Source organism: Streptomyces sp. NPDC001157 (genome assembly GCF_053598255.1).
The window spans coordinates 36417-58941 of record NZ_JBSFJW010000048.1 but is presented as its reverse complement, the minus strand read 5'-3'; the positions used below and the strand labels follow the sequence as shown (position 1 = coordinate 58941).

Here is a 22525-nt window from a genome sequence, read left to right as displayed (position 1 = left end):
CGTGGCGTCGTAGCCCTGCTCGGCGAACAACTCGAAGGCCGCCCGGATGACCGCCTCGCTGCGCCTTGCCTTGCCACGCTCCCGCAGACCTTGCTTCACCATGGCGCCAAGGCTACTGCGAAATTACACCCTCTCGCAATATTACAGTCCGCTGCAAACTTAACTTAGGCTGCAGTCGTCTCGACGGATCGGCGATGGAGAGTCGGAGGAAGTGGGTCTGACCTGCACTTAGGACATGCAGAGGGCACGCCACCCCCAAATTGGCTTAGACAACAAACAAACCCCAGGCCGCTGACCTGGGGTTTCATTCTGGAGCGGGTGACGAGAATCGAACTCGCGCTCTCAGCTTGGGAAGCGACGGCGCTTGGAAGGCCATGTGGTCGTTGACCTGCGCTTATGTGGTGGAGCGGTCGCCTCGCGAGAACGGGGAGGCACCGCTGTTGACCGTGGTTGTCCGCTCCTACGGGCACGTTATGGGCACGGCTTTGAAGCGCGGCGGGCCGAGCGCCGGAGTGAACGGGGTCCGCTCTCGGCCCGGCTGACTCGCATGTCCAGCTCGCGGAGCGCTTCGCGAGTGCAGAGCCATCCGGCGAAGCGTCCCGCCTACACATGCCTCACTTGCCGGCTTCAGGGCCGTACCACTGGAGTGCCTGGCCCGTGACTGCGGCGATGCACTCGAAGTCCCGGTCGCGGTGCAGGAGGGTGAGCCCCTGCAACTCGGCCGTGGCGGCCACCACCAAATCGACGGCCCCGGCGCTGCGGTGCTGTCCGTGGTGGGTGAGAAGCTCCTGGACCCGCCAGGCTCGGTCGTAGGCGCGGTCGTCCACCGGCACCCAGCCGAAGAGCAGGCGTATGTCTTCGATGCCTTGTGCGCGGTCGGCAGGGGAACGCGCACTGTAGAAGAACTCCAGCTCGGTGATGGGGCAAGTGGCGATGAGCCCGGCTGCTGCTGCCTGGTCCCATCCGTACTGCTCGGCGTCGCCGCGAAGCAGTCGGGCGAGCGCGCTGGTGTCGATCAGGTATTGCGCGGCGTTCACCGGCGGTAGTTTCCCTTGTCCTCGAAGAGGCCGAGGTCGAAGGCGCCCTCTTCCGCCGAGGCACGTAGACGGGTCAGAGCCAGCGCCCGCCGCCGGTTCTCCAGCACCTCGCGCAGCGCGGTGTTCACCGTCTCCTTCTTGGTGCTGGTACCGAGGGCCTTGGCCACGTCCGCGACCAGCTGATCGTCCAGGTCGATCACGGTTCGGCTCATGAATGCACCTCCATGGATATCAATAGTGCCATCCAATATATCTCGATCTATGTGACCAGTCGATCGGTGCGTGCTCGCCCAGTACGCACGCTCCTGCTCTGGCGGTCGGAGTCTGGGCCGAGATGTTGGGCTGGGCTTCTCCGCCGGTCCGGGTCCGTCGCATGACCTGCGGGGTGCCGGAGCCCTTGAGCGGGTCACTGTCCGACACTCCTCTGAAGCTGGGCATCCGGCCAGCGAGGGCCAGGCGAGCAGGCCCGGTCGGAGGTGTCAGCGGTGGGCGAGGCTGATTCGATGCGGCGCCGTCGACCGGCACCAGGTCGAAGACCAAGCACCTACTGTCACTCGTTCGGCAACTTGGAAGTAGGTCGGACGTGCGCAAGGTCGGAGTCCGCGCGCCCAGTCCGGTCGGCGACACCGGGTGGAGGAGCACAGGGAGCTGTCCCCAGGGAGAGGTCTGGCGCGACCGTGCGTTCCGTGCGCGGAACCGGGGCCGGGCCGCAGGGGAGAGGGGTGTAAGCGGCGGGGACCTGGGGATACGCGGCGGAAAAGGGCAGCTGCGGCGGGACCGGTGCCGGCGCGGGGGCGGTGTGGGTCGGCGTGTGGCGGCGCGTCAGCCAGAGGACGGCCGCCGTGTACAGGGCGATGCCTGCCAGGTCGAGGACCACGACCTGCCAGGAAGCGTCCGCGGCGGTTTCGTCGTTCTTGAGGCCGTCGACGACGGCTGCCGAGACGCCGAAGGCCAGGAGGTTGTTCACGGCGTGCAGTCCGATCGCCGCCTCCAGCCCACCGGTGCGTACGGTGAGCCAGCCCGCGACCACCGCGAACACGGCCAGGTCGGCGAAGCCCCACGGGGTGCCCCAGCCGTGGGCGGCGGCGAACAGGACGGCCTGGGGTACGAGCGCCCACCAGGGAGAGCGAAGGAAGCCGCCGACCGCCTGCGTGAGCCAGCCGCGGAAGACGTACTCCTCGGCGGCCGCCTGCAGCGGCACCAGGACGACCAGCATGGCGAGGGCCGGGCCGAAGACCTCCCAGCCCGCCCACCGCGACGGCGGGGCGTCGTCCGTGGGCAGCAGGAGCATGGCCCCGGTGGTCACGGCGAGGACCGGGAGGGCCACCAGCACGCACAGGCCCAGCCAGCGCCGGCGCAGTCCGCCCGTCACGGACGAGACCGTGCCCGCCGGGCGGCGGCCGATCCAGCGCACCGCAAGCAGGACGACGGGCAGGGTGGAGGCGATCACCAGCAGGTCGAGGGCGGTGCCCGGGACGGGGCCGAACTCGACGGTTCCGTCCGGAGCTTCGGGGTATCCCATGGCCGCTCCCAGGGCCGAGCCGAGGCCGTAGAGCAGTACGGTCACGAGCAGGACCGCCACGACCACGAACCCGGTGCCCAGCACCGGCCGCCACCATCGGTGACGTGCTGAGACGCGGGCCATGCGGTGGTAGGGGAGCAGTTCGGGGGACGCTTCGGGCAGGAGCGCGGGCATCGGGGCGGCGAGCGGATTCGTCATGCGACAAGCCTCTTTCGCGGGCCCGTGCCCCCACATCGGCCGCGGGCATGAACGGCGTCTCTGCCGGAGGGTGGAGAGCGACCTCGTGCCTGGGACCGGTGCCGCGCCGCAGCACCCGGTCCTACGCTCGTGCCGATATGGAGACGACGCTACGCAACTGGCTGCTCCCCGTACTGCTCGCGGCCGGACAGATCGCCTGGCTGTGGCCCGGAGCCGGCTTGGCCGGCGCGGAGCCGCCCGGGGCGGCCGCGCTGGTCGCCGTCCTGGGCGTGGTGGTGGCGGAGACGGCCGCGCTGGGCCGTCGACGCCAGGCACCCGTCCGGGCCCTGGCGTGGTCCGTGGGCGCGGACCTGCTGGGCCAACTGGCTTGGCAGGACGGCTACTTCGGGTTGGGCGCGCCGGTCGCGCTGTATTCGGTCGCGGTCCGCTGCCCCGTGCCTGTCACCCTGCGCGCGCTCGCCGCAGCCGTGGGCGTCGAGTGGCTCCTGTCTCTCATCCACCTCGGGGTCCGGCCCCAGCTCGCCGCGGAGTGGACGCTGGGCGCGCTCCTGTACATCGTCTGCGCGGGACTCGGTGAGGCCCGGCGGCAGTGGCTCAAGGGGCGGCTCCTCGCGACCCGTCGGCTGGCCGGCGCGCAGGAGACCCGGCGGCGTGCGGGCGACACCGAACGGCGGCGGCTGGCCCGCGAACTGCACGACGTGAGCGCCCATCACCTGACGTCCGTCGTCATCACGGCCGACGCCGCGCGCAGACTCGGCGACAGCAGGCCCGAGTTGACGGCCGAGGCGCTGTCGTTCGCCGAGCGCACCGGCACCGAGACCCTGACGGCGCTGCAACGGCTCGTCGGTCTGCTGCACGACGTCGACCGTCCGGACCCGCGCCCGATGACGGCGCGCATCGAGGAACTCATCGCCGGATTCGGCCGGTTGGGGCGCCCGATCGACGCGGTTCTCCCTGACGACCTGGCCGGTCCGGCGGCCGAGGCGGTCCACGGGATTGTCCGCGAGGCTTTGACGAACGCCCTGCGGCACGCCCCGGGCTCCGCCGTGCGCGTCAGCGTCCTGCGCGGGGAGGGTGTCCTGGAGCTCAGCGTCGACAACGCTCCCCCGCGCGGGTCGGCGCCGGACGGCGTCGGCAGCGTGGCCGGTCTGGGGTCGGGACGCGGCGTCGCGGGGATGAAGGAGCGGGCCGAGGCCGTGGGCGGGGAACTGACGGTCGGCCCCGCACCCCGCGGGGGCTGGCGGGTTCGGGCCACGCTGCCCGACGTCACGGGGCCATGGGGGCCGGCCGAGGGTGCGGGCGGGACGGTGGCCGCCTGGGGTGCAGCCTCCATCTGTCCTCGGAGCCTCTCAGGACACCGCTCGGTCCACGGTGACGTCGATCGTGTGCCAGCCGGTCGCTCCGTCGGGAAGCGGCTCGTGCTCCGTTCGTGTCTGCACCTTGCCGGTCTCGTCGATGGCGCGGACCTGCAGCTGGTGCTTGCCGGGCTTCGCCTGCCACGGCCAGCTCCACTGCCGCCAGGTGTCCACCGATGGCACCTTCGCGAGCTGTGCCCGCTGCCAGGGTCCGCCGTCCACGCGCATTACGAGCTGGGCTCGTGCGGCCAGTCAGTGCAACAGCAGACCCAGGGCTTCGGCGGCGCCGACGATGTACGGCTCGGGGCGCTTGAATCGCCACAGCAGGGCGAGGAGGGCTATGGCGGCGGTGGCGCCTGTGCCGAAAGCCTTGAGCTGGGGGTTGTCGCGATGGCGTAACCAGCGGCCGCGGACGACGACGCCGAGGTAGATGGGACAAAGATGGCGACGGTGGCGATGAGTGCGCCGGTGGCGCCGCCGACGAGGTAGCCGATGAGGCGGCGGTGATGACGACCGGCCGGGGGTGATCAGCCCCATCGCCACGGCGTCCAGGAACCGTGCCTGGGCCAGCCAGTGGTGCTGGGCGACCACGCCGTCGGGCAGCAGGGGGACGACGGCCAGGCCGGAGCCAAGACCAGGGCGCCTCTTGAGGAAGAACAGGCCGATGGAGACCAGCGTCCCGAGTGCCTGCACCGCTTTGAGGCCCGCGTAGTGGGCGTGGACGGCGGTGACCATGTTCGTTTTCCGCGGCCTGCGGGTCGCGTTCGATCCGGTGTCCTCGTTCGGCCGGCGCCCGTCACCGGGATGGCCTGGCCCGCCATGCGCCACTCGTCGGCTGCCTCACCGAATACTGCCGACTGCGTGCGCTGACCTCAGTACGCCGTGTTCACCGACCGCGAGCGGTCCGGACCGTGCGTTCACCGGTGGCCACGCGGGAGGACTTTGTCACAGCCGGGTGTCATTTCCGTCTGTCGGACAGCTGTGAGCCGGCTGAGAGGCCACTGCTACGCACGACCGGTTTCTTGATGGCACCGGGGCGAACGGCCCCCGGGTGAAACACCGGAACTAGCGAAGGAGACGTCTTGTCCCCCTCTCTTGACACGGTGTCCGCGTCCGACGCGGAACGCCGTACGAAGCGCCCCCGGCTCCGGGGCCGCCGCCGGATCCTGACCGTCGCGGGCATCGCGCTCGCCCTCCTGGGCGGCACGGTTGCCGAGTCCGGCGCCGCGTTCGCGCAGCCGCCGTCGGCCCAATGCCCGGCAGCCTGCTACGCCGGCGCGCCCGCCGGCGTGCAGCAGGTGGACTGGGACGACGCGAACGAAGCGGCGACGTGGTGGGCCAACAACCACGTCGACTTCAACGCGGCGAGTGTCAGGTCCGGCTGGTCGTGGTACCACCGCATCGATGCGCAGCCGGGAGGTGGATGGCCCGACGCGTTCTGGGGCCGTAACTGGTACGCGTTCTACGAGCCCGGCGTAGGGCGTGACCAGTTCATCTACTACGGCGGCACGTTCCACGACAACGGCGGACTGGTCACCCAGGCCGAACGCAACCATGGCGTCTCGAGCAACGACGCTTGGCAGAGCTCGGCGGTCAATGGGAACTCTCCCTACGTGGAGTACGACATCGACTACTACGGCTATGCGGGTGCGCCGCGTAACGCGAGGCGGCTCGTGCGCAACACGAGGACCGGCAACGTCTACGCCACGTTCGACCACTACCAGACGTTCTACTACCTGGGCCACTACTAGGCACGTGGAAGCCGACCGGGTCGGGGTGGTGTCACAGACAGGTGAATCCGTCCGTGACACCACCCCGGTGGTCATGAAGGAAATGAAGGGGACGATCGGATTGACCTCCAAGACTGCCTGGCTCCGCCCGTTGACGCAGGCGGCAGCCGACATCACGGCACTGGGTACCGTGCGCGGCTCCCGTTGCCGTACCAGCCGGGACCTTTTCGCCGAATGGGCGACCGAACTCGGCTTCCCGGACTATTTCGGCCGGAACTGGGACGCCTTCAGCGACTGTCTCGGTGAAGCGGTGGCGAGAGCGTCCGCCGAGAGTGCCTCCTCGGAGGGGGAAAGCGCGCCACTGGCGGTGATCGTCCAGGAGGCGGACGAGCTCCTCGCGGACGAGCCCGCGAGCGCACTGTGGGTCTTTCTGAACATCCTGGGCCAAACCGCCGGTGAAGACAGCTCAAGGCCCACGTTGTCACTGCTCCTGGACGGAACTCCGGACCGTTTGTCTCGGGTGACCGAACGTATGACGGAAGCAGGCTACCCACCGCTTCTGAGAGGGCATTCGTTTTAGACAGATCGCCCCGTATGCCCCAATAGGTACCTCGCCATGCAGGTGTGGTCTCGTCCGTGATGCGCTTGGCGAGGTTGTCGATCGAGGCTATTGGCCGAGGTGGCCGCCGACGTTCCCGTGCGGCAGGAGGTGCGCGGCTCCGTTGCCGTCCCAGGCAGGGCCTGTTCATCGAACGAGCCCGCCGTGCCCAGCTTCCGGAGCACTTCGGGCACAGCTGGGACGCCTTCTACGACTGCCTCCGGGACACCCGTGTCGCGAGCGGCGCCCAGCGCAGCCGCCACGATCGGGAGGCCGACCGCGCCGCTGACAGTCATCGTCCGGGAGACCGGCGACCTCCTCGCCGACGAGCCGGACAACGCCCTGGCCCCCCTCGTGTCCATCCTCGGCGACATCGCCGAGGACGGCGGCGGCGAACCACGCCTGCTGCTCGTCCTGGACGACACGCCTGACCGGCTGTCCCACCTGGAGCGGCGCATGGCGGCGGGAGGCTGCTGACGGCCGCCCCCTCGGCTCAGGCGCGCAGCTTGTAGCCGAAACCGCGGACCGTTTCGATGCGGTCGCGGCCGATCTTGGCGCGCAGCCGCATCACCTGGACGTCCACGACGTGCGTGTCGCCGGACCAGGCGCAACCCCAGACCCGCTCCAGGAGCAGGTCCCGGGTGAGGACGGTGCCGGGCGAAGCCGCGAACTCCCGCAGCAGCTTCAGCTCGGTGGTGGTCAGGTGGATGGGTTGCCCGTCCTTGTACACCTCCAGTGACACCGGGCAGTACACCAGGTCCCCGAACCGGCTCGCACGAGTGTCGCGCCGTCGGCCCGCGGGGGCCGTGCGTCGCAGCAGGGCGCGCACGCGGGCGAGCAGGACCGTTCCGTCGAAGGGTTTGGCCAGGCAGTCGTCGGCGCCCGCCTCCAGGCCCCTGACCACGTCCGCCGGGTCGTCGCGGTCCGCGAGGAGCAGAACGGGCACCGCGGACTCCTCGTGGATCCGCCCGGCCAGGCTCATCCCGTCCAGGCCGGGCAGCCGCTCGGCGAGCACGGCGACGTCCGGGGTCTGCTGACGGAACAGGGTGAGCCCCATCAGACCGTCAGCGGCGGTACGCACCCGGTAGCCGCGCTCCTCAAGGACGAGCCGGGTGTTCTCCCTGGCCGTCGGGTCGTCGTCGACAAGCAGCACGTCGTAGCAGCGTTCTTCGTCGGGCGACACCGGCTCGGAGGGCGCTGCGGCAGGCTTGTGCCGTTGCCGTACCGCGCCCGCTTCGGGCTCCCTGATATCGCCGGCATCGGTGCCACCGTCGCGTGGGGTGTCGGTGTCGGGATCCGTGTCGGTGTCGGCGGCCAGCGCGAAGTCGACGGCTCCACCGGGGGTGTGGTGCCGACCGCCTTCGGCGAAGGCCTTCCGGTACGACGCCTCCCCCAGCGCAGCGAGGACAGCTTGCTCGCACCGCGCGTGCTGTTCTGCCGGCTGCGGCCCGAACCCGCTGATCGAGCTGCCGGCGTCATGCCACAGGGCATCCGCCAGGCCGAGCAGCCGGGCGGCCCGCTCATGAGCGCCACCGGCGGCGGTGGCCCAGGCAAGCAGTTCCAGCATCCTCCCGACCATCGCGTAGTCGTTGAAGCCACGCATGCTGTCCAGCGCGGACCTGACCAGGGTCTCGGTCGTCTCGCGGTCACCGCGGGCCCAGGCGTCGTGGCCCAAGGCCATCAGCACCAGGGCCCGGCCCCAGCGATCCCCGCTCGCCCGGGCGGCGGCGGTGAACCGCGCACCGGTCTGTACGGCCCGAGGGTCACCGAAATACGCCTGGCTGAAGGCCAGCGCGAGCCGCCAGGATGCCGCCTCGCACTCGTCACCCAGCGCTGTCATGGCGGCCAGGGCCTCCTCGTACCGGCAGATGCTTTCCCTGGGCCGCCCCTGGTTCTGCGCGGACACCCCGCGCAGGCCCGACGCCTGGATCCGCACCCACGGGTCCCCCAGCCACTCGCCGAGCGCGTCGGCCTCGTCCAGCCAGCGGTCGGCTGTCGCGAGGTCGCCCTGCGTCTGCGCCACCCAGACGGCGACCAGCAGCGCGCGGGCGCGCTCCGGGCCGGGCTCGGGTGCGGCGGCGAGCACCCGCTCGAACTGGCGGCGCCCCTCGCTGAGGAAACCGCCGACGCACCAGTGCCAGCGCAGGGCGGCGACCAGCGCCAGCCGGGACCGCGGGTCACCCTCGTAGTCGAGGGCGGCCAGCAGATTGGGGTGCTCCGCGCGCAGCCGGGCCAGGTTCTCTTCCTGGCCGGGGCCGTACCAGTTCCGGTCGATGCGGTGGGCGAGGGCCAGATAGAAGTCGCGGTGGCGTCGGCGCAGTGCGTCCTGCTCGTCGGAGTCCGCGAGCCGCTCCCGGCCGTACTCCCGGATGCTCGCCAGCAGCCGGTAACGCCGCTGACCACTCGCCTCGCAGGTCAGGACGACCGACTGGGCGACGAGCCGGTCCAGGAGGTCCAGCACCTCGGCTTCGGCGATGCCGTCCCCGGAGCAGACGGCCTCGGCGGCCTCCAGGCTGAACCCGCCGGCGAAGACGGTCAGGCGGTTCCACAGCAGCTGCTCGGCCGGGGCGCACAGCTCGTAGCTCCAGTCGATCATCCCGCGCAGGGTGCGCTGATGAGCCGGTGCCGTCCGGCAGCCGCCGGTGAGCAGGGCGAAGCGGTTCTCCAGCCGGTCCGTCAGCTGGCCGACGGTCAGCGTGCGCAGCCGGGAGGCGGCCAGCTCGATCGCCAGCGGGAGCCCGTCCAGATCGGCACACAGGCGCGCGAGGGCGGCGTCGCCTGCCTCGTCTTCATGGGACCGCTCCCGCACCGCGACGGCCCGGTCCCGCAGCAGTTCCACCGCATCGTCCTGCGCGAGCGGCGCGAGGGCGAAGACATGCTCGCCCGTGACACCCAGGGTGTGGCGGCTCGTGGCGAGGATGCGCAGCTCGGGAGCTGCTGACAGGAGGGTTCCGGCCAGTTCGGCGCACGCGTCGACCAGGTGCTCGCAGTTGTCCAGCACCAGCAGTGCGCGCCGCCCGGCCAGATAGCCCGTGAGCTGGTCCAGGAAGGGCAGCGCCCCGAGGTCGGGCACCCGTAGCGCGCCCGCCGCCGTGGCCGCCACCGCTGCCGGGTCGGTCACCGGGGCGAGGTCAACCAGCCACACTCCGTCCGCGAACGCCTCCCGGGACGAGGCGGCCACCTCCAGCGCCAGCCGTGTCTTGCCCACACCGCCGATGCCCGTGAGCGTCACCAACCGCCGTACGCACAGAAGGCGGCGGATCTCAGCGGTCTCCTCCCGCCGGCCCACAAAACTCGTGATGGCGGCGGGCAGACTCCCACACTCTGCGATCACCTTGGTCACGCTTTCCCCGTCCCCCCGTACCATGATCGAAAATTTCCTGGAATTCTTGCCACTCTCTTACGGTCGACCCATAGTCGGCTCGCGGTCGGCCGTATGAAGGACTTGGACGGCTCAGGATTTACGAGGCGGGTTTCTACTGCGTGAACAAGCATGGTCCCGCCACAAGCCGAATGCGGAGCCCACCCGCACCCTGACCTGCACCGACAAAGGCGGTGGCAGTCTTGCGTGGCATATCTCACAAACTCGACCCGAAGGACGTTTGTCGCCTTGTAACCAGTCACAGAGCCATCAAGCGACCCGTCGGCCTTGGATCGAAGAACCGAGCCCTCCCTTGAAATCGCTCGACTCAATTGTCAGGCGGCCGAGGATTGATTGGCGACATGAATCGTGCCAGTGATCAATCGCCTGGTCCTGTTCGGGCTGCGGGCCGAAGGAACTGGGCGGCTCCATCACTCTCGTCACGCATTACTTTCCGACGCGGCCGGAGCTGATGCGCGCTGTCGGGGGAGATGATCGACAGCTATGACACCGAACTCGCCACCCTGGAAGAGGGCGCGGACGCGCCTACGCGACTGCGGATCCTGATGCGCCGGCTGCTCCCGCCGGCCGAGAACGAGTGGGCGGCGGAGAAGGGCCGCATCGTCCTGCGGCACCTCCGTCCCCCTGGACCGGGTCGACCTACGCGCCGTGACGATGACCCTGACGAAGAACGGCGAGACCGTCTCGCGGGGCACCGGCGCCGACTGTCTCGGCAGCCCGCTCACCGCCGCCCTCTGGCTCGCCGCCACCCTCGCCGGCCTGGGCGACCCGCTGCGGGCCGGCGACGTCCTCCTGACCGGCGCGCTGGGCCCGATGGCCGTCGCCGCCGAGGGCGACGCGTTCCGTCGTCGCCGTCGAGAACGGCGAGGCGCGCTGTCGCAGCAGGTCGGTCATCAGCTGCATCTCCGACTGCTGGACCGCGACCATGCCCTGGGCCAGCTTCCTGTGGCCGTGCCCGGCCCCGTCCACCGGCCCGGACCGCACGAGCACTGAGGCCCGACCTTGCGGCAACGGCGTGTCCCACATCGCCTACCTCGCCAACGGCGACACCGCAGCTCCGGGTGCCCTGAGCGCCTTCGCGGGCAGAGACGCGCGGCCTCAGGAGGCGGGTACCGCGTCCCGGGGCGGCACCGTGTCGGCCGGGGTGTCCTCGAGCGGGCCGATGACGACGCCCGCAATCAGGACGAAGCCGAGGACCAGCAGGCCCCGGGATGCCTCCAGCGGGCGTGGGTCCGGTGCCGGGGTCGATTGCCGAACTGCGGGTCCGTCTTCCCCCGGGGGTCGTAAGTGACTTGCACGCTCCTGCCCGTCTGCCCTTCGTTCTCGACGGTGAGCGTGGTGCCGTTGCCGAGACGGACGTTGCAGTAGTAGGTCCGGGACGGCCCGTCGCCCTGGTCGAACCGGGCCCTCGTGATGACGCTGATGGCGGTCACCCGCGGTCGTGCAGGACCTGTTGAGCGCGCGATGGCGGGCCTGCTTTCCCAAGGTGTGGTGGTCGGTGGCGCGGATGGTGTCCGCCCAGAGCTGTGATCCTGCCGTGGGGGGCAGGATGAAGCCGACCGGGCCGATGGCTTCGGGGATCCCCTTGATCACAAGTCGATACGCGTCCTAGTAGGGCCTGTCCGACGGGTCGGGCCCTGGTGTCGGTCCAACGGGGTTTCGGCCTTGCGCTTTCCGTTGCGGCAACTTCTACGGTCATGTGTGTGGCCGGAGAGACCGGCCCGGCGAGGGAGGCACCGGATGGCCTGGTCGATCGCGGAGGTGGCGCGGATGTCCAAGGTGACATCGCGGACGCTGCGGCACTACGACGAGATCGGCCTGCTGCCGCCCGCATGGATCGGGAGCAACGGGCACCGCTACTACGAGGAGGCCGATCTGCTGCGGTTGCAGCAGATCCTGCTGATGCGGGAGTTGGACCTGGGGCTGCGCGAGATCCAGGCGGTCCTGGACAGCCGGCTCGACCAGGTGGCCGTGCTCCGCGAGCACCACCAACGGCTACTCGCGGAACGGGACCGGCTGGAGACGCTGGCCCGTACGGTCGGGCGCACCATCGTCGAACTGGAAGAAGGTAGGGACAACGGGAAGATGACGAAGATCAACAAGCCGGAGAACCTGTTCGAGGGGTTCCAGGGCCCCTCCGAGGCCGAGGCCGAGGTACGGGAGCGGTGGCCGCAGGCGTGGGAGCAGTCCCGGCAGGCAGTCGAGGCGATGACCTCCGAGGACACGGAGCGCTGGCAGCGTGAGGTGACGGCGCAGATGATCCGTATGGCGGAGTTCATGGTGGCCGGCACGCCGGTCTCCGACCCTGCGGTACAGGCCGAGGTGGACGCCAACTACCAGCAGATCTGCCGGTTCTGGACCCCGACTGCGGCCGCGTACAAGGGAGTGGGCCAGACCTATGTCGACGACCCGCAGATGCGGGCCAACTTCGACAAGGTCGCCGAAGGTCTCGCCGTCTACCAGCGCGATGCGATGACCGTGTACGCCGATGCACGGCTGAGCTGACCGCACGTGCCAAAGAGGTCATCTCCGTTGGCGAGTCAGCCGTCGCAGATGAGAGTGCGGGCGGTGGCGGCGAAGGCGGGAGTGGTCGGCCGTGTCGCATGAGCAGATATCGTGCGCGGCCATGGGTGAACTGATAGTGATCAGGCATGGCCAGACTGAATGGAGCCTGTCGGGCCGGCACGCGGGCCGTACCGACGTTCCGCTGACTGACGCGGGCGAGGCCGCGGCGAAGGAGCTCGCTTCGAGGCTGGCACGACGCCCTCTGGTGGCGGTTTTCAGCAGCCCGCTGAGCCGCGCTATGCGGACGGCCGAGCTGGCGGGCCTGACCGGCGTCCGGCCCGATCCCGATCTGCTGGAGTGGGACTACGGCGGCTACGAGGGCCTGACCGCGGCACAGATCCAGGAGATGAAGCCGGGTTGGGACCTGTGGCGGGACGGCGTCATTCCCGGCGACGACGACCATCCTGGCGAGCTGCTCCAGCAGGTGGCAGCGCGCACGGATGCGGTGCTGGACCGGATCCGGCCGCTGCTGGAGGACGGCGATGTCGCCGTCGTCGCGCATGGTCATCTGGCCCGTGTGCTCACGGTGCGCTGGCTCGGCCTCGACGCCTCCGCCAGCCGGCTGCTCGGCCATCCGCATCCGGGCACGCTCAGTTTCCTGGCCACCGAGGACGGGCAGCCGTTCATCGCCGCCTGGAACGTCCCGTAGCGGGGGTGCCGCTGCCTCACGCCTGCTGCGAGAGGCGCCGCTAGCACATGAGCGCCGCGGCGATCCCGGCGAAGGACCTGATCGACTTAATCCCCGGGCCATGGCGCGCACCTTGACCCGCCGGCACCGCTACAGCGCCGACACCCTCTTCGACGGTGTGTACCGGCTCACGGAACGCGCCACGGCCGTCTTCACGACCGCGGGACTCACGATCCTCTACCCCGAGCCCGCCCAGCACGTACTGGAACCCCGAAGGCTGCGCCCGGGTGTTGACCCGGTGGACGCGTTCGATGTGCTGCTGACCGAGGTTGCGGCCGGGTGGCGTTCTACGGCGAGCTGCGTCGGCGTCGAGGTGTCCGGCGGGGCCGACTCGGGCAACGTGACTCTCTCCACTGCCGCAGCCGGCTTCGGCTCCGTCCACACATTCGGCCTGCTCATGGCCGGCCGGATCGGTCGGCTTCAGCAAGACCGACGTCGCATGCTGGTGGATCACCTGGGACTGCGGGACACCGCCGTCCCGGCCATGCAGCACCCGCCGTTCGTGCCCGGTGGGGTACGGGGCCGCGGATTGCCGCACGACCCGGCAGGAGCCTTCTACCAGGAGGCGTTCGACGTCTTGCGTGGGCACGTGGCCGCCCACGGTTGCGAGGTGGTCTTCACGGGCGGTGGCGGGGATGAGGTCAATGCCTGCCACTCCCGTACGGGCGCTGCACTCCCCGCTGCAGAGCCCATCCCTTGGCTCGGGGACAAGGCCATCGAGGCCCTGGCCCAGGTGGACGAGAACCTCGCCCCCATCCCCGTGCTCCCAGTACCTACGCTCATGGCCTTCGGCCTGCACAACCCGGCCTACCTGAGACTCGGAATCTGGCCGGTGGCTCCGCTCGTCCACCCCCGAATGGTTCGTTTCATGGAACAACTGCCCCACGAGCACAAGGAGGGCAAGGCGATGTTCCGCGACCGCCTGCGGCAGGCCGGACTGCCCGAATCCGTCGCGGCCCCGAACGAACCGGAGAACTTCCTCGCGGTCATGGAGTCGGGCCTGCGAAGCTACGGCCTTCCCCTCCTGGACGACATGCTCCGCGAGTCACTGCTGGTCGACCTCGGCTACGTTGATCCCGTCGCCCTGGCCCGAGCCCGGGAGCACGCCGAGCGAGCCCCCGTGGTGCCCGACCTGCTGTGCGACACACTCGCCCTGGAAGTCGGACTCCGGAGCCTTGCATGAGCAGCCTGGACAGCGTGGAGGCAGAACGCCTCGAAGCGTCGAACCTCTTCTACCGGGACCCCACGCTGTACGATCACGCGCAGGCTGACAGCGACAGCGCGAGCCTCTGCCGGGAACTCATCGACCGGCACTACCCCGAAGCCCGTACACTGTTGGACTTCGGCTGCGGCACCGGCAGGGACCTGGAACTGCTGGCCCAGCACTTCGACTGCATCGGCGTTGATCTTCAGCCCGGCCTGGTCGACTACGCACGCCGCACCCGCCCCGAACTCGACTTCCGGGTCGGGGACATGCGCACCGTCCGACTCGGGCACACCACCGACGTCCTGGTGTGCCTGGGCAACTCGCTCGCCTACGTGCACGACAACGCTGATATCCGGGCAGCGTTCCAGACCTTCGCCGCACACGCGCACCCGGACACCCTGCTCGTCCTGTGCTCCCCGGTAGCCCCGATCGAGTCTCCAAGCCCTCAACAGGCCCGCGTAGAGACCCCCCTCGGAGCCGCCACGGTGACCATCAGCTACCAGTGGGACCTGCGGACACAGATCAACACCATGCGCCGGCACTGGGTGTTCGACTCGGGGGAGGAGTGCCACGATGCCATCCGGCGGCGTGTTCTTGGCCCTCGAGAACTGGAGCTGCACGCGCTCCTCGCCGGTTTCGAGGTCTTTGAGATGGTCAACGAAACCGGCGAACTGCCTGTCCTGGGTCCAGGCGCCTACACGGTGGCTCGCTATCAGGGGTGAGGCTCCGGCCGATGCCGCTGCGGCATGGCGAGTTGGGCCATCGCCTGAAAGACCGAGGACTCCGCTTGATCGGCAGGCGGTTGCTCGCTGACCTGGACTGAGCAGCATGGCGGGAAGGAAACGGGGTCGCCCTCCGGCACGTGCTGAACCCCCAGCCGCACAGCATCGAGGGCATTCGGAAAGACCAGCAGGGATGAGCCAGGGAGTACCGGTGCCGGAGCACGAGCAGCGCCAGATCACCGACGAGCAGTTCCACGACGCGGTGCTGATCTGGGACTCTCACCGGATGGGCCACGAGCGGCGGCCCTGCTCGGCGGCGATTGGCCTGGGCAGCCACGACCTGGGCGTCGCCACCACGGCCGTCGTCCTCTACCTGGGTGCGGTCCAGAGTGTGGAGCTCCGCCTCGTTGGTTCCGGGACGTGCGGCTCGCGGTCGCCGGTTTTGGTCACCGAGCCGGGCTGCCGTTGGGAAGGGGGACCCGGCCGAGGAGGATGGACACGACCTCGGCAGCTCCTCACCGGTGCAGAGCGTCGGGGGACAGACGGTGGGTGAGGAAGGAGCGGGCCAGGTCGGGCAGCAACTGGCCGTGGGCGGCGGCGTGTGCGCGCAGCCGCAGCAGGGCCTGGTCGATCGGGATGTCGAGTGCGGCGGCGAGGTAGCCCGTGGCCTGGTGGACTTCGGCACGGTAGAGCCGCAGGTCGGCGCCCGGTGCGGTGTCGCCGGTCGGATCGCCGAATTGGGTGACCAGTACAAGCAGCAGGATCTGTGCCAGACCGTGCAGGGCGTCGAGGCAGGCCGGGGTGAGCGGGCCGGGGGTGGTGCGGTAGCCGGTGAGGACCCCTGCGGTGGTGGCCCCGATCTGCAGGGGCAGCGCCACGATCGTGCGGGCCGGGGTGCGGGCGGCGGCCGGCAGGAACAGCGGCCAGCGGGCCGGGTGCGCAGCGTGCAGATCCGGTTCGGTCACCGTCCGGCCCTCTCGGGCGGCCTGGAGGGTGGGGCCGTCGCCGAGGGTGTACTGCAGGGTGTCGAGATCGATACCCAGGCCCTGCGGCGGGTCTGCCCACAGCAGTTCGGGTCGGCCGTCCCGGGTGACGGCGTTCAGGGTGAAGGCGTGCAGCCCGAACAGGCGAGCGCTGCCAGACGGCAGTGCTCGCGACGGTCCCTCTCCGGCGCGGACCGCGGCGTGGGCACGGGCCAGTAGATCGGTCAGGGCGTCGTCGGGTCGCGGGACATTCCGGGATCCGGTGTCCTCCGTGTCGCGAGGCACGTCACCGGATGATAGTGAGTTCGGCGGGGATGTCCCCCTGCACGACCTGGCGGGCCAGGTCGGTGAGTTTCTGGCGTCGGCAGCGGGCGTGCCCGCGCAGCCGCCCGAAGGCGTCGTGCACGTCGATCCCGAGTCGGGCGGCCAGTACGCCCTTCGCCTGCTCGATCACGATGCGCGACTGCAGGGCGGTCTCCAGCTGGGCGATGATCTCGTTCCTGGAGATCAGGCTGTGGCGGTGGTGCAGACAGGCCCCGGCGGCATCGGCCAGCACCTGCGCCCGCTGCAGACCGTCAGGTGTGATCGGGTGGGGCCCGCCATGCAGCAGGTTCAAGGCACCCGGTGTGTGCTGGGCGACGCGCAGCGGTACGGCGGCGACACTGGTGAAACCCGCGGCCGCCGCCCGCGGGGTGAAGCCGGGCCAGCGCTGCGATCCGGGGCCGCCCGGGTGCAGCGAGACCGGTTCGAGCATGCTTCCGGTGCGCGCGCTGTCCACGCAGGGGCCTTCACCCAGGTCGAGCTGAGCCTCCTCCAGACGCCCGCACGCCTCGTCGGAAGCGGTCAGGTAGTCGACCCGGCCGGTCCCGTCGAGGACGGTGACACCGGCCGCGTACACGCCCGCGAACCTCACCGCATACGCCGTCAGATCGTGCAGCATTTCCAGGACATCGAAACCGTCCGTGCGCGAGCCAAGATCGAGCACGGCCCGGGCCAGCAGAACATCGTGGGGCACGGCAGACATCACAAGGATCCGTTCCGTCGCCTCCCGGGACGCACGGCGAGCAGATGCCGGGGTACAGACACACCCGAAGAGGCCACCGTTTGAAGGGGTTCGGCTGATGGCAGCCGTGTCATGCCCGCTGACGGAACGCTCCGACTCTCGCCTCGTTTCCTGTCCACCGTCCGAGCCGCCCCTCACGACCGGATCCACGCGGCCCGGGCAACTCACGGTACGCAGCCCAGCGTATTACCGCGTGCGCATCAAAGCCTTCGCCGCATTCATATCGGCGAAGTCGATGGCCTACGTCGCCGATAGCCGACTGCCCGGCCCAGCCAAGTCCAGGCAATGGTTCCGAGCGCCGTTCTTCGGCGTACTCCCGCTACGTCCAACCGTCGAGCGACACCTGAGAGCCCCCGCGGAGACAGGGCGCTTGCGGCGACCCGTTGGGGGCTTCGGCAAAGCCGGTCCCCCGGGGCCGTCCGGCAAATCGGCCGGTCGACCGCCTGAGCGCACACGCCGCGGGTCTCACGCCGTACCTGGAGTAGCGTGGTCAGGGCGAGGTGAATTCTGCTCGCATCGGATCCCGAACGGGTGGTCCACGATGGCCGACTCCGACGCACCCCCTGGTTCCGGGGAGCTGCCGAGTGGTGTGCACCATGCCGTGCGGCCAGGGAGTGCACTGCTCCGGCTGGAGACGTCGGCATCGCGCGAAGGCATCCTCGACGGGGCGTGGTGGCCACGGTCGCGTGACATCGGTGCCGAGCTGCCCGCGCTGCTGAGCGCCCTCACCGAGCACCTGGGGCCTGTGACCCGCGTCGGGCTGGATGCCACGGCCTGGGAGGGGCTCCCGACACGGATCGTCGTCGGCGACCACGTGGTACACGTGGACTCCTTCCCGGTGAGTGACGACACGGTCCTGATCACCCGGGGCGAGGGTGACCTCTTCTCGCTGCTGGTGGTCCCACCGGACACGCCTCCCGAGGCCGCCCGCGCGGCGATGGCACAGGCTGCCCTGGCCGGCAACGTCAGCGAGGCGGGGCAGATCCTCATCGACACGGGAAGCGGTGAGAGGCCGTCCGGCTGACCTTCGTCGTGGCCGCTGGTGCGGTCAGCCGCGCCACTCCACCAGGAGCAGCGTCGCGTCGTCCGTCGTGTGTCCGCCCCGCGCCCGCTTGAGGGTGTGCGACAGGGAGCGTGCCACCGCCCGCACCCCGCGGCCCGTTCTCTCCAGCCGGTTCACCCAGTCGATCAGCTGGTCCTCCCCGAACTGTTCCTCACCAGCCGTGTGTTCCTCGATCAGCCCGTCGGTGAAGCAGAGGACGCGGTCTCCGCGCTCCAATCCCAGCTCGGTCACCTCCGGCGCCGGCCCGCCCAGGCCGACCGGAAGGGTCGTGGGGGCGAGCAGCCGACGCACGACGCGGTGATCGCGCACGAGGATCGGTGGCGGGTGGCCCGCATTGACCAAGTGCACCCGCCCCGTGGTCGTGTCCAGCCGCAGCATCTGGGCGGTGACGAAGTGGTCCGGGCCGAACTGGTGTGCCACGGCTGCGTCCATGGCGGCGTAGATCTCCGACAGGCCGGTGCCGAGGCGGCGGGCGTGACGGTAGGCGCCGATGGCCACGGTGGCCATGGTGGCCGCACCCAGGCCGTGCCCCATCGCGTCGATCATGGCCACGTGGAGGACGTCGCCGTTGAGGGCGTAGTCGAAACTGTCTCCCGCCACGTCGTAGGCGGGCTCCAGGATTCCGGCCACGGCGACCCGCGGCATGATCATGGCCAGAGGCGGCAGCAGGGACCACTGGATCTCGGCCGCGACGCTCATCGGTTCTCCACGGCGAGTGGAGAAGAACAGGTCGGAGTAGCCGTGCTTGGTCACCAGCAGGTCGGCGACCAGGCCGGAGAGCCTGGCCAGCAGCCTTCGGTCGTCGTCATCGACCCGGTCCAGCGTCACGGACATGACGCCCACCTGGTCTCCGCCGTCCAACAGCGGCAGGTGGATCCGTACACCGTCGTCCTCGGGCACCTCGACGGGCCGGCCATCGAGAAAGCACCGGCCCGCGGCGGAGGCATCGATGTCCTGTGCATCCCCGCCCGCGAGGCCCTCACCGCGCAGAGGTACGAGCAGCAACTGGCCGTAGTCCTGGAGCAGCACCTGCGGACGGCGGCCCCCCAGCCGCTCCACCACGTCGGCGACCAGCGGGCCGATGAGGTGGGGCGGGAGCTCGTGCGCCCCGTCGAGAACCGCCCCCAGAAGGGCTTCCCCGAAGCTCTCGGAGCGGTCCGTGCCCGGTGCGGCCGTCATCCGCTCACCCGCCGTGATCCACATGGACGCGGGCGGCGGGGCAGGCCGGTGAAAGAGCTGCACGTCTCATGGCTTCATCATGGGGCGTGCCGTTCCCCGGCGCCCTCCCGGCCGAAGCCGTCCTCGACACGTGCCAGGGTGCGCTGAGCCGACAGCGGGTTCCGCGGATCGGCGGCGGCGGTCAGCAGGCGCTCGGCGGTTTTGGCCGGCTCGTCGGGCGGGACGACCAGCAGCTCCCAGCGCCCCACGGTGCCGCAGTCCAGGGTGATGGCATGCTCCTCGGCGGTGGCGTCGCTCAGGGCGACCTCGATCACGTGGTCGGGCGCCGACACGGTCAGCGGCGCGTCGGGCCAGGCCGCAGCGCCCACCGTGACGCGGGTGACCGTGCCACGGCCGGGGTCGAGTGAGCCCACGAGCGCGGGCAGCTCCAGTTCCAGGGCGTCGCAGCGCGGCCACCACGCTCCGTCCAGCGGGCCGTGGCTGGCCTCCGGCGTGAGCCTCAGCCGCGCAAGCGGCATCGTGTACGTGTGGGCGTCATGCGGTGGCGCGCCTCCGGCCGGCGGTGTGAGGGAGTCCATCGTGCGATCCCGTCCGGGCGGCTGGCAGCCACCCTCGTTCCGTCACTCGCCGGGAACGGCGCTGTCGTGATCGTGCGCCCGACATGCTCTCGGTGCCACCAAGGCTACGCCCGGCCCGGACAGGCGGCCCGAGGCGCCGGAAGCGACGGTCCGCTTCCCCGGAACAGGGTCAACACGCAAGGAGCACCCCGACCGGGCAGCCCGACCATCTCCCCGAGGTTCCGCCAGCCCCACGAGTCGTAGGCGGCTTGCCCGGCCCGGTCGGCCGGACTCAGCAGGGCCACTCCGAGCTCGGTGCGCTCATCGGCCAGCAGACGCTGTTGCAGACGGCGGCCGATGTCGCGGTGCTGCGGGTGCCGGTGCGCCACGACCTGGGTGAGGAGCAGGAACCGGGCACAGCCGGTGAGCCGTTGGACGCTCTCCTGCAACCCTTGCTCGGACCGGCTGACGGGGCTCACCGGGAATCCGAAGACGCATCCCACCAGCACCGTCGTCTCGGCGAGGAGCAGCGCGAAGCCAGGCCGTCGGGCGCTGACGGCAAGCCGCCGCAGGAAGTCGCTCCGTGCCCGGTACACCTTTCCGGAGGAGCCCGCCACAGACGCCACGGCCAGGTCGGCGATGTCCTCTCGTATGTCCTCCGCCTGCCGACGGGTAAGTCTGCGCAGTCGGATCGCGTCCGCGACGACCGACGCACGGGCGCAGTCACCAGTGGGCAGTCTCCCGGGCGCCGACGGAACCGCCGCGATCGTGTCCGGCAGACCGCGGAGCAGGGCCGGCGGCACAGGATGTGCCGGGGACGGTAGGAGCAGGGGCGCGGAACCGGTGGCGGCGAGGAGCCTGGTGATCTGCGCGCACGGATGGTGCAGGTGCAGATCGGCGTGTACGCGGCCGGCATGCCGTGACGCCGTCAGGAAGACGTCCAGCCCCTTGGCGTCACACGAGCCGACCGTGGTCAGATCCACGTCGATGGCGGTCATGCCGTCGCGCAGGCACTGCTCCAGCGCGGCCCGCAGCAGGGGCGCCGTGGCCGGCCAGATGTCGCCGACAAGGGTGACGAGGGCCCGCTCCCCCCGGTCACGCCGGTGGATGTCCAGGCGCTGCACGTCCATCACCCGCCCTTCGGCAGGGAAGCGCAACGACCAGGGATGTGTGCGGAGTTGCTGTGATCGCGGCGGCCATGACGCCGACCTGTCTCCGCACCGCCGCTCGGACGACCCGGGGTTGGTCTCTCGCCGAGGACGACCCGGCAGGACGGCCGGAGTGCGTGATGCCCTCGGTATCTCCACCGTACGCCGCCGGCCACCTCGACCCGCAGCAGCGGACGGGTCCACGGAACGAGCGCACCGCCTGCCGGGCACTCATGAAGACATCCGGGGCAGACGGCCCACTCGTGAGGCACACTGCCGAACCTCACGCCGCCCGGGTATCCGGTGAGGGCGGTCTCACACAAAGCCGCCACAGGTAGGCGCGTTTCCGCTCACGCAGGGCCCTGAAGACGAAGCAGCGCCGGAAACTCGGGGTACGTTCAGGCTACGCCTGGCCTGGGAGCGACGCCAGGGCCGTCACAGGGCCAGGACCGCGCGCACTCTGTTGCCGCCCCCGCTGACCGGATCGATGTCGAGGCGCTGTGCCACGCACCGCACCATGGCGAGTCCACGCCCGCTCTCGCCCCAGGTCGTCAGCGGTCGCACACGGGGCCGGCCGGGGCTGTCGTCGTAGACCTCGACGGTCACCTGCGTGTCGGACGCGTGCAGGCGCAGGCGGCAGGTGCCGCCGTGTCGCGTGGCGTTGGTGACCAGTTCGGAGACGATGAGGGTCGCGTCGCCGATGTGCTCGGCGTCGAGCCCTGCCGCCCGGCGGTCGGGCCGGGCGAGGAACTGCGAGGTCAACTTCCGTGCCCTGCCCGCCGATTCGGCCTCCCGGGCAGGAGGTACTCGACTCGTACGGAACGCCGATGGGTACGCCGATGCGCACGCATGGCGGATCACTTCCCCTCCTGGGCCACCGACCGCCATGGCCGTGGCCACTCGCCGGGCCGCGGCATGTCCTGCCCGGCCGGGCCTGTCCCCTCCTGATGCCCCGCGGGGCTGATCGCCAACCGGAAGCGGGCGAGCGACTCACCGGTCGCGGCGCGGCGGCGCTGCAGCGCGATGGTCACGTGTCTTCTGCCGGAGGACTTCCTCCCGCATCCTCCAGGAGCGCGCTCGCCGTGAGGTGAAGCGCGGGATCGGCCGCGGCCGTCATCAGCCGCCCGGCCGTGGCCGCCCCGGTCCCGGGCGGGACGATCAGCAGGTCCCGGCGTCCGACGCCGTAGGAGAAGAGCCGGATGGCGTGCGGGTCGAACCCGGACGTGTACCACGTGGCCCGCACCGTGTGACCGGCGACGGGCAGCTCGCACGGCGCCTGCGGCCAGGCACTGCGGTGCGCGGCCATGCGCGTCACACGCCCCCACGATGTGTCGAACGCCTCGATGAGAGCGGGCAGTTCGGCGGGAAGGTCGTCGGAACGGGGCCACCAGGCGCCGCTCACGGGGCCGGGCGGAAAGGTCGGCGGGCGCAGGGTGAGCCGGGTGGGACGAAGTGAGGAGGGGCGCTTCCGGGAGGAGCGCTTGCGGTCGGGCGAGGCGCGTCGACCGGTCGGCGCGTTCATGTCGCG

The 22525-nt window shown here is 70.5% G+C and carries 21 protein-coding genes and 4 pseudogenes; 12 read left to right on the top strand and 13 right to left on the bottom strand.

Annotation, left to right across the window (positions count from 1 at the left end; translation table 11 throughout):
• Positions 1-614: 614 nt before the first annotated feature.
• The 3 genes from ACWDAG_RS43315 to ACWDAG_RS43305 all read right to left on the bottom strand — a co-directional run bounded on the left by ACWDAG_RS43315 (position 615) and on the right by ACWDAG_RS43305 (position 2757).
• On the bottom strand, positions 615-1037 hold the full coding sequence (locus ACWDAG_RS43315) for a PIN domain-containing protein (protein WP_450701062.1): 423 nt from the start codon (positions 1035-1037) through the stop codon (positions 615-617).
• Entirely contained in the window at positions 1034-1249 is a 216-nt protein-coding gene (locus ACWDAG_RS43310; protein WP_102932945.1) for a type II toxin-antitoxin system VapB family antitoxin, read from the bottom strand. Before ACWDAG_RS43310 ends, ACWDAG_RS43315 begins: the two co-directional genes overlap by 4 nt.
• Positions 1250-1587: 338 nt before the next feature.
• Entirely contained in the window at positions 1588-2757 is a 1170-nt protein-coding gene (locus tag ACWDAG_RS43305; RefSeq protein WP_450701061.1) for a CPBP family intramembrane glutamic endopeptidase, read from the bottom strand.
• Between the two features lie 47 nt (positions 2758-2804).
• On the opposite strand from ACWDAG_RS43305, the pseudogene ACWDAG_RS43300 reads away from it, so the two are divergent.
• Positions 2805-4010, top strand: a pseudogene (locus tag ACWDAG_RS43300) (sensor histidine kinase); the annotation flags it as partial.
• Positions 4011-4364: 354 nt separating this feature from the next.
• Here the strand turns inward: ACWDAG_RS43300 and ACWDAG_RS43295 are convergent.
• Positions 4365-4847 (bottom strand): chromate transporter, encoded by a 483-nt coding sequence (locus tag ACWDAG_RS43295; protein ID WP_450701060.1) that lies wholly within the window; start codon positions 4845-4847, stop codon positions 4365-4367.
• A 347-nt stretch (positions 4848-5194) separates the two neighbouring features.
• On the opposite strand from ACWDAG_RS43295, the gene ACWDAG_RS43290 reads away from it, so the two are divergent.
• The 4 genes and pseudogenes from ACWDAG_RS43290 (at position 5195) to ACWDAG_RS43275 (ending at position 6917) form a co-directional block, all read left to right on the top strand.
• Entirely contained in the window at positions 5195-5863 is a 669-nt protein-coding gene (locus tag ACWDAG_RS43290; RefSeq protein WP_450701059.1) for a hypothetical protein, read from the top strand.
• Positions 5864-5867: 4 nt separating this feature from the next.
• The gene (locus ACWDAG_RS43285) at positions 5868-6422 is read left to right on the top strand and encodes a barstar family protein (protein WP_450701058.1); all 555 of its coding nucleotides are present in this window, start codon (positions 5868-5870) and stop codon (positions 6420-6422) included.
• A 59-nt stretch (positions 6423-6481) separates the two neighbouring features.
• A pseudogene (locus ACWDAG_RS43280) lies at positions 6482-6658 on the top strand (barstar family protein); the annotation flags it as partial.
• A gap of 13 nt (positions 6659-6671) precedes the next feature.
• A complete protein-coding gene (locus ACWDAG_RS43275) occupies positions 6672-6917 on the top strand; it encodes a hypothetical protein (RefSeq protein ID WP_450701069.1) in 246 nt (81 codons plus the stop codon).
• Positions 6918-6933: 16 nt separating this feature from the next.
• Here the strand turns inward: ACWDAG_RS43275 and ACWDAG_RS43270 are convergent, their stop codons facing one another.
• Positions 6934-9783 (bottom strand): response regulator, encoded by a 2850-nt coding sequence (locus ACWDAG_RS43270; protein WP_450701057.1) that lies wholly within the window; start codon positions 9781-9783, stop codon positions 6934-6936.
• 648 nt (positions 9784-10431) lie between these two features.
• Between ACWDAG_RS43270 and ACWDAG_RS43265 the strand changes: the two are divergent.
• The 6 genes and pseudogenes from ACWDAG_RS43265 to ACWDAG_RS43240 all read left to right on the top strand — a co-directional run.
• A pseudogene (locus ACWDAG_RS43265) lies at positions 10432-10665 on the top strand (fumarylacetoacetate hydrolase family protein); the annotation flags it as partial.
• An 897-nt stretch (positions 10666-11562) separates the two neighbouring features.
• Positions 11563-12327 carry a MerR family transcriptional regulator gene (locus tag ACWDAG_RS43260; protein WP_390694772.1) on the top strand — a complete coding sequence of 255 codons (765 nt, stop codon included), beginning with the start codon at positions 11563-11565 and terminating at the stop codon, positions 12325-12327.
• A gap of 121 nt (positions 12328-12448) precedes the next feature.
• A complete protein-coding gene (locus tag ACWDAG_RS43255; RefSeq protein ID WP_390694771.1) occupies positions 12449-13036 on the top strand; it encodes a histidine phosphatase family protein in 588 nt (195 codons plus the stop codon).
• 100 nt (positions 13037-13136) lie between these two features.
• Positions 13137-14258: an asparagine synthase gene (locus ACWDAG_RS43250; RefSeq protein ID WP_450701056.1), complete on the top strand. Its 1122-nt coding sequence runs from the start codon at positions 13137-13139 to the stop codon at positions 14256-14258.
• Positions 14255-15004: a class I SAM-dependent methyltransferase gene (locus ACWDAG_RS43245; RefSeq protein WP_450701055.1), complete on the top strand. Its 750-nt coding sequence runs from the start codon at positions 14255-14257 to the stop codon at positions 15002-15004. The genes ACWDAG_RS43250 and ACWDAG_RS43245 overlap by 4 nt, the downstream gene beginning before the upstream one ends.
• Before the next feature lie 193 nt (positions 15005-15197).
• Positions 15198-15377 (top strand): annotated as a pseudogene (locus ACWDAG_RS43240) (YdcF family protein); the annotation flags it as partial.
• Positions 15378-15519: 142 nt separating this feature from the next.
• Here the strand turns inward: ACWDAG_RS43240 and ACWDAG_RS43235 are convergent.
• On the bottom strand, positions 15520-16272 hold the full coding sequence (locus ACWDAG_RS43235; protein WP_450701054.1) for a GAF and ANTAR domain-containing protein: 753 nt from the start codon (positions 16270-16272) through the stop codon (positions 15520-15522).
• A gap of 1 nt (position 16273) precedes the next feature.
• Complete coding sequence (locus tag ACWDAG_RS43230) at positions 16274-17011, bottom strand: GAF and ANTAR domain-containing protein (RefSeq protein ID WP_450701053.1); 738 nt, start codon at positions 17009-17011, stop codon at positions 16274-16276.
• 580 nt (positions 17012-17591) lie between these two features.
• Between ACWDAG_RS43230 and ACWDAG_RS43225 the strand changes: the two genes are divergently transcribed.
• A complete protein-coding gene (locus ACWDAG_RS43225) occupies positions 17592-18074 on the top strand; it encodes a DUF5994 family protein (RefSeq protein WP_450701052.1) in 483 nt (160 codons plus the stop codon).
• Positions 18075-18098: 24 nt separating this feature from the next.
• Here ACWDAG_RS43225 and ACWDAG_RS43220 read toward each other — a convergent pair whose 3' ends face one another.
• The 6 genes from ACWDAG_RS43220 to ACWDAG_RS43195 form a co-directional block, all read right to left on the bottom strand.
• Positions 18099-19316, bottom strand: coding sequence for a PP2C family protein-serine/threonine phosphatase (locus ACWDAG_RS43220; RefSeq protein WP_450701068.1), 1218 nt, complete (start codon positions 19314-19316; stop codon positions 18099-18101).
• Positions 19317-19369: 53 nt separating this feature from the next.
• Entirely contained in the window at positions 19370-19870 is a 501-nt protein-coding gene (locus tag ACWDAG_RS43215) for a DUF5994 family protein (RefSeq protein WP_450701051.1), read from the bottom strand.
• Positions 19871-19974: 104 nt separating this feature from the next.
• Positions 19975-20979, bottom strand: a complete 1005-nt coding sequence (locus ACWDAG_RS43210) for an STAS domain-containing protein (RefSeq protein ID WP_450701050.1) — start codon at positions 20977-20979, stop codon at positions 19975-19977.
• Positions 20980-21432: 453 nt separating this feature from the next.
• Positions 21433-21759 carry an ATP-binding protein gene (locus ACWDAG_RS43205; RefSeq protein WP_450701049.1) on the bottom strand — a complete coding sequence of 109 codons (327 nt, stop codon included), beginning with the start codon at positions 21757-21759 and terminating at the stop codon, positions 21433-21435.
• 95 nt (positions 21760-21854) lie between these two features.
• Positions 21855-22028, bottom strand: a complete 174-nt coding sequence (locus ACWDAG_RS43200; protein WP_450701048.1) for a hypothetical protein — start codon at positions 22026-22028, stop codon at positions 21855-21857.
• Complete coding sequence (locus ACWDAG_RS43195) at positions 22025-22519, bottom strand: DUF5994 family protein (RefSeq protein WP_450701047.1); 495 nt, start codon at positions 22517-22519, stop codon at positions 22025-22027. Before ACWDAG_RS43195 ends, ACWDAG_RS43200 begins: the two co-directional genes overlap by 4 nt.
• Positions 22520-22525 lie beyond the last annotated feature (6 nt).

Bases quoted from the DNA above. Each gene is read 5' to 3' on its own strand.
- ACWDAG_RS43310 (WP_102932945.1), bottom strand. From the start codon at position 1,249: ATGAGCCGAACCGTGATCGACCTGGACGATCAGCTGGTCGCGGACGTG.
- ACWDAG_RS43305 (WP_450701061.1), bottom strand. From the start codon at position 2,757: ATGACGAATCCGCTCGCCGCCCCGATGCCCGCGCTCCTGCCCGAAGCG.
- ACWDAG_RS43295 (WP_450701060.1), bottom strand. From the start codon at position 4,847: ATGGTCACCGCCGTCCACGCCCACTACGCGGGCCTCAAAGCGGTGCAG.
- ACWDAG_RS43260 (WP_390694772.1), top strand. From the start codon at position 11,563: ATGGCCTGGTCGATCGCGGAGGTGGCGCGGATGTCCAAGGTGACATCG.
- ACWDAG_RS43255 (WP_390694771.1), top strand. From the start codon at position 12,449: ATGGGTGAACTGATAGTGATCAGGCATGGCCAGACTGAATGGAGCCTG.
- ACWDAG_RS43250 (WP_450701056.1), top strand. From the start codon at position 13,137: ATGGCGCGCACCTTGACCCGCCGGCACCGCTACAGCGCCGACACCCTC.
- ACWDAG_RS43245 (WP_450701055.1), top strand. From the start codon at position 14,255: ATGAGCAGCCTGGACAGCGTGGAGGCAGAACGCCTCGAAGCGTCGAAC.
- ACWDAG_RS43230 (WP_450701053.1), bottom strand. From the start codon at position 17,011: ATGTCTGCCGTGCCCCACGATGTTCTGCTGGCCCGGGCCGTGCTCGAT.
- ACWDAG_RS43225 (WP_450701052.1), top strand. From the start codon at position 17,592: ATGGCCGACTCCGACGCACCCCCTGGTTCCGGGGAGCTGCCGAGTGGT.
- ACWDAG_RS43220 (WP_450701068.1), bottom strand. From the start codon at position 19,316: ATGTGGATCACGGCGGGTGAGCGGATGACGGCCGCACCGGGCACGGAC.
- ACWDAG_RS43215 (WP_450701051.1), bottom strand. From the start codon at position 19,870: ATGGACTCCCTCACACCGCCGGCCGGAGGCGCGCCACCGCATGACGCC.
- ACWDAG_RS43210 (WP_450701050.1), bottom strand. From the start codon at position 20,979: ATGGACGTGCAGCGCCTGGACATCCACCGGCGTGACCGGGGGGAGCGG.
- ACWDAG_RS43195 (WP_450701047.1), bottom strand. From the start codon at position 22,519: ATGAACGCGCCGACCGGTCGACGCGCCTCGCCCGACCGCAAGCGCTCC.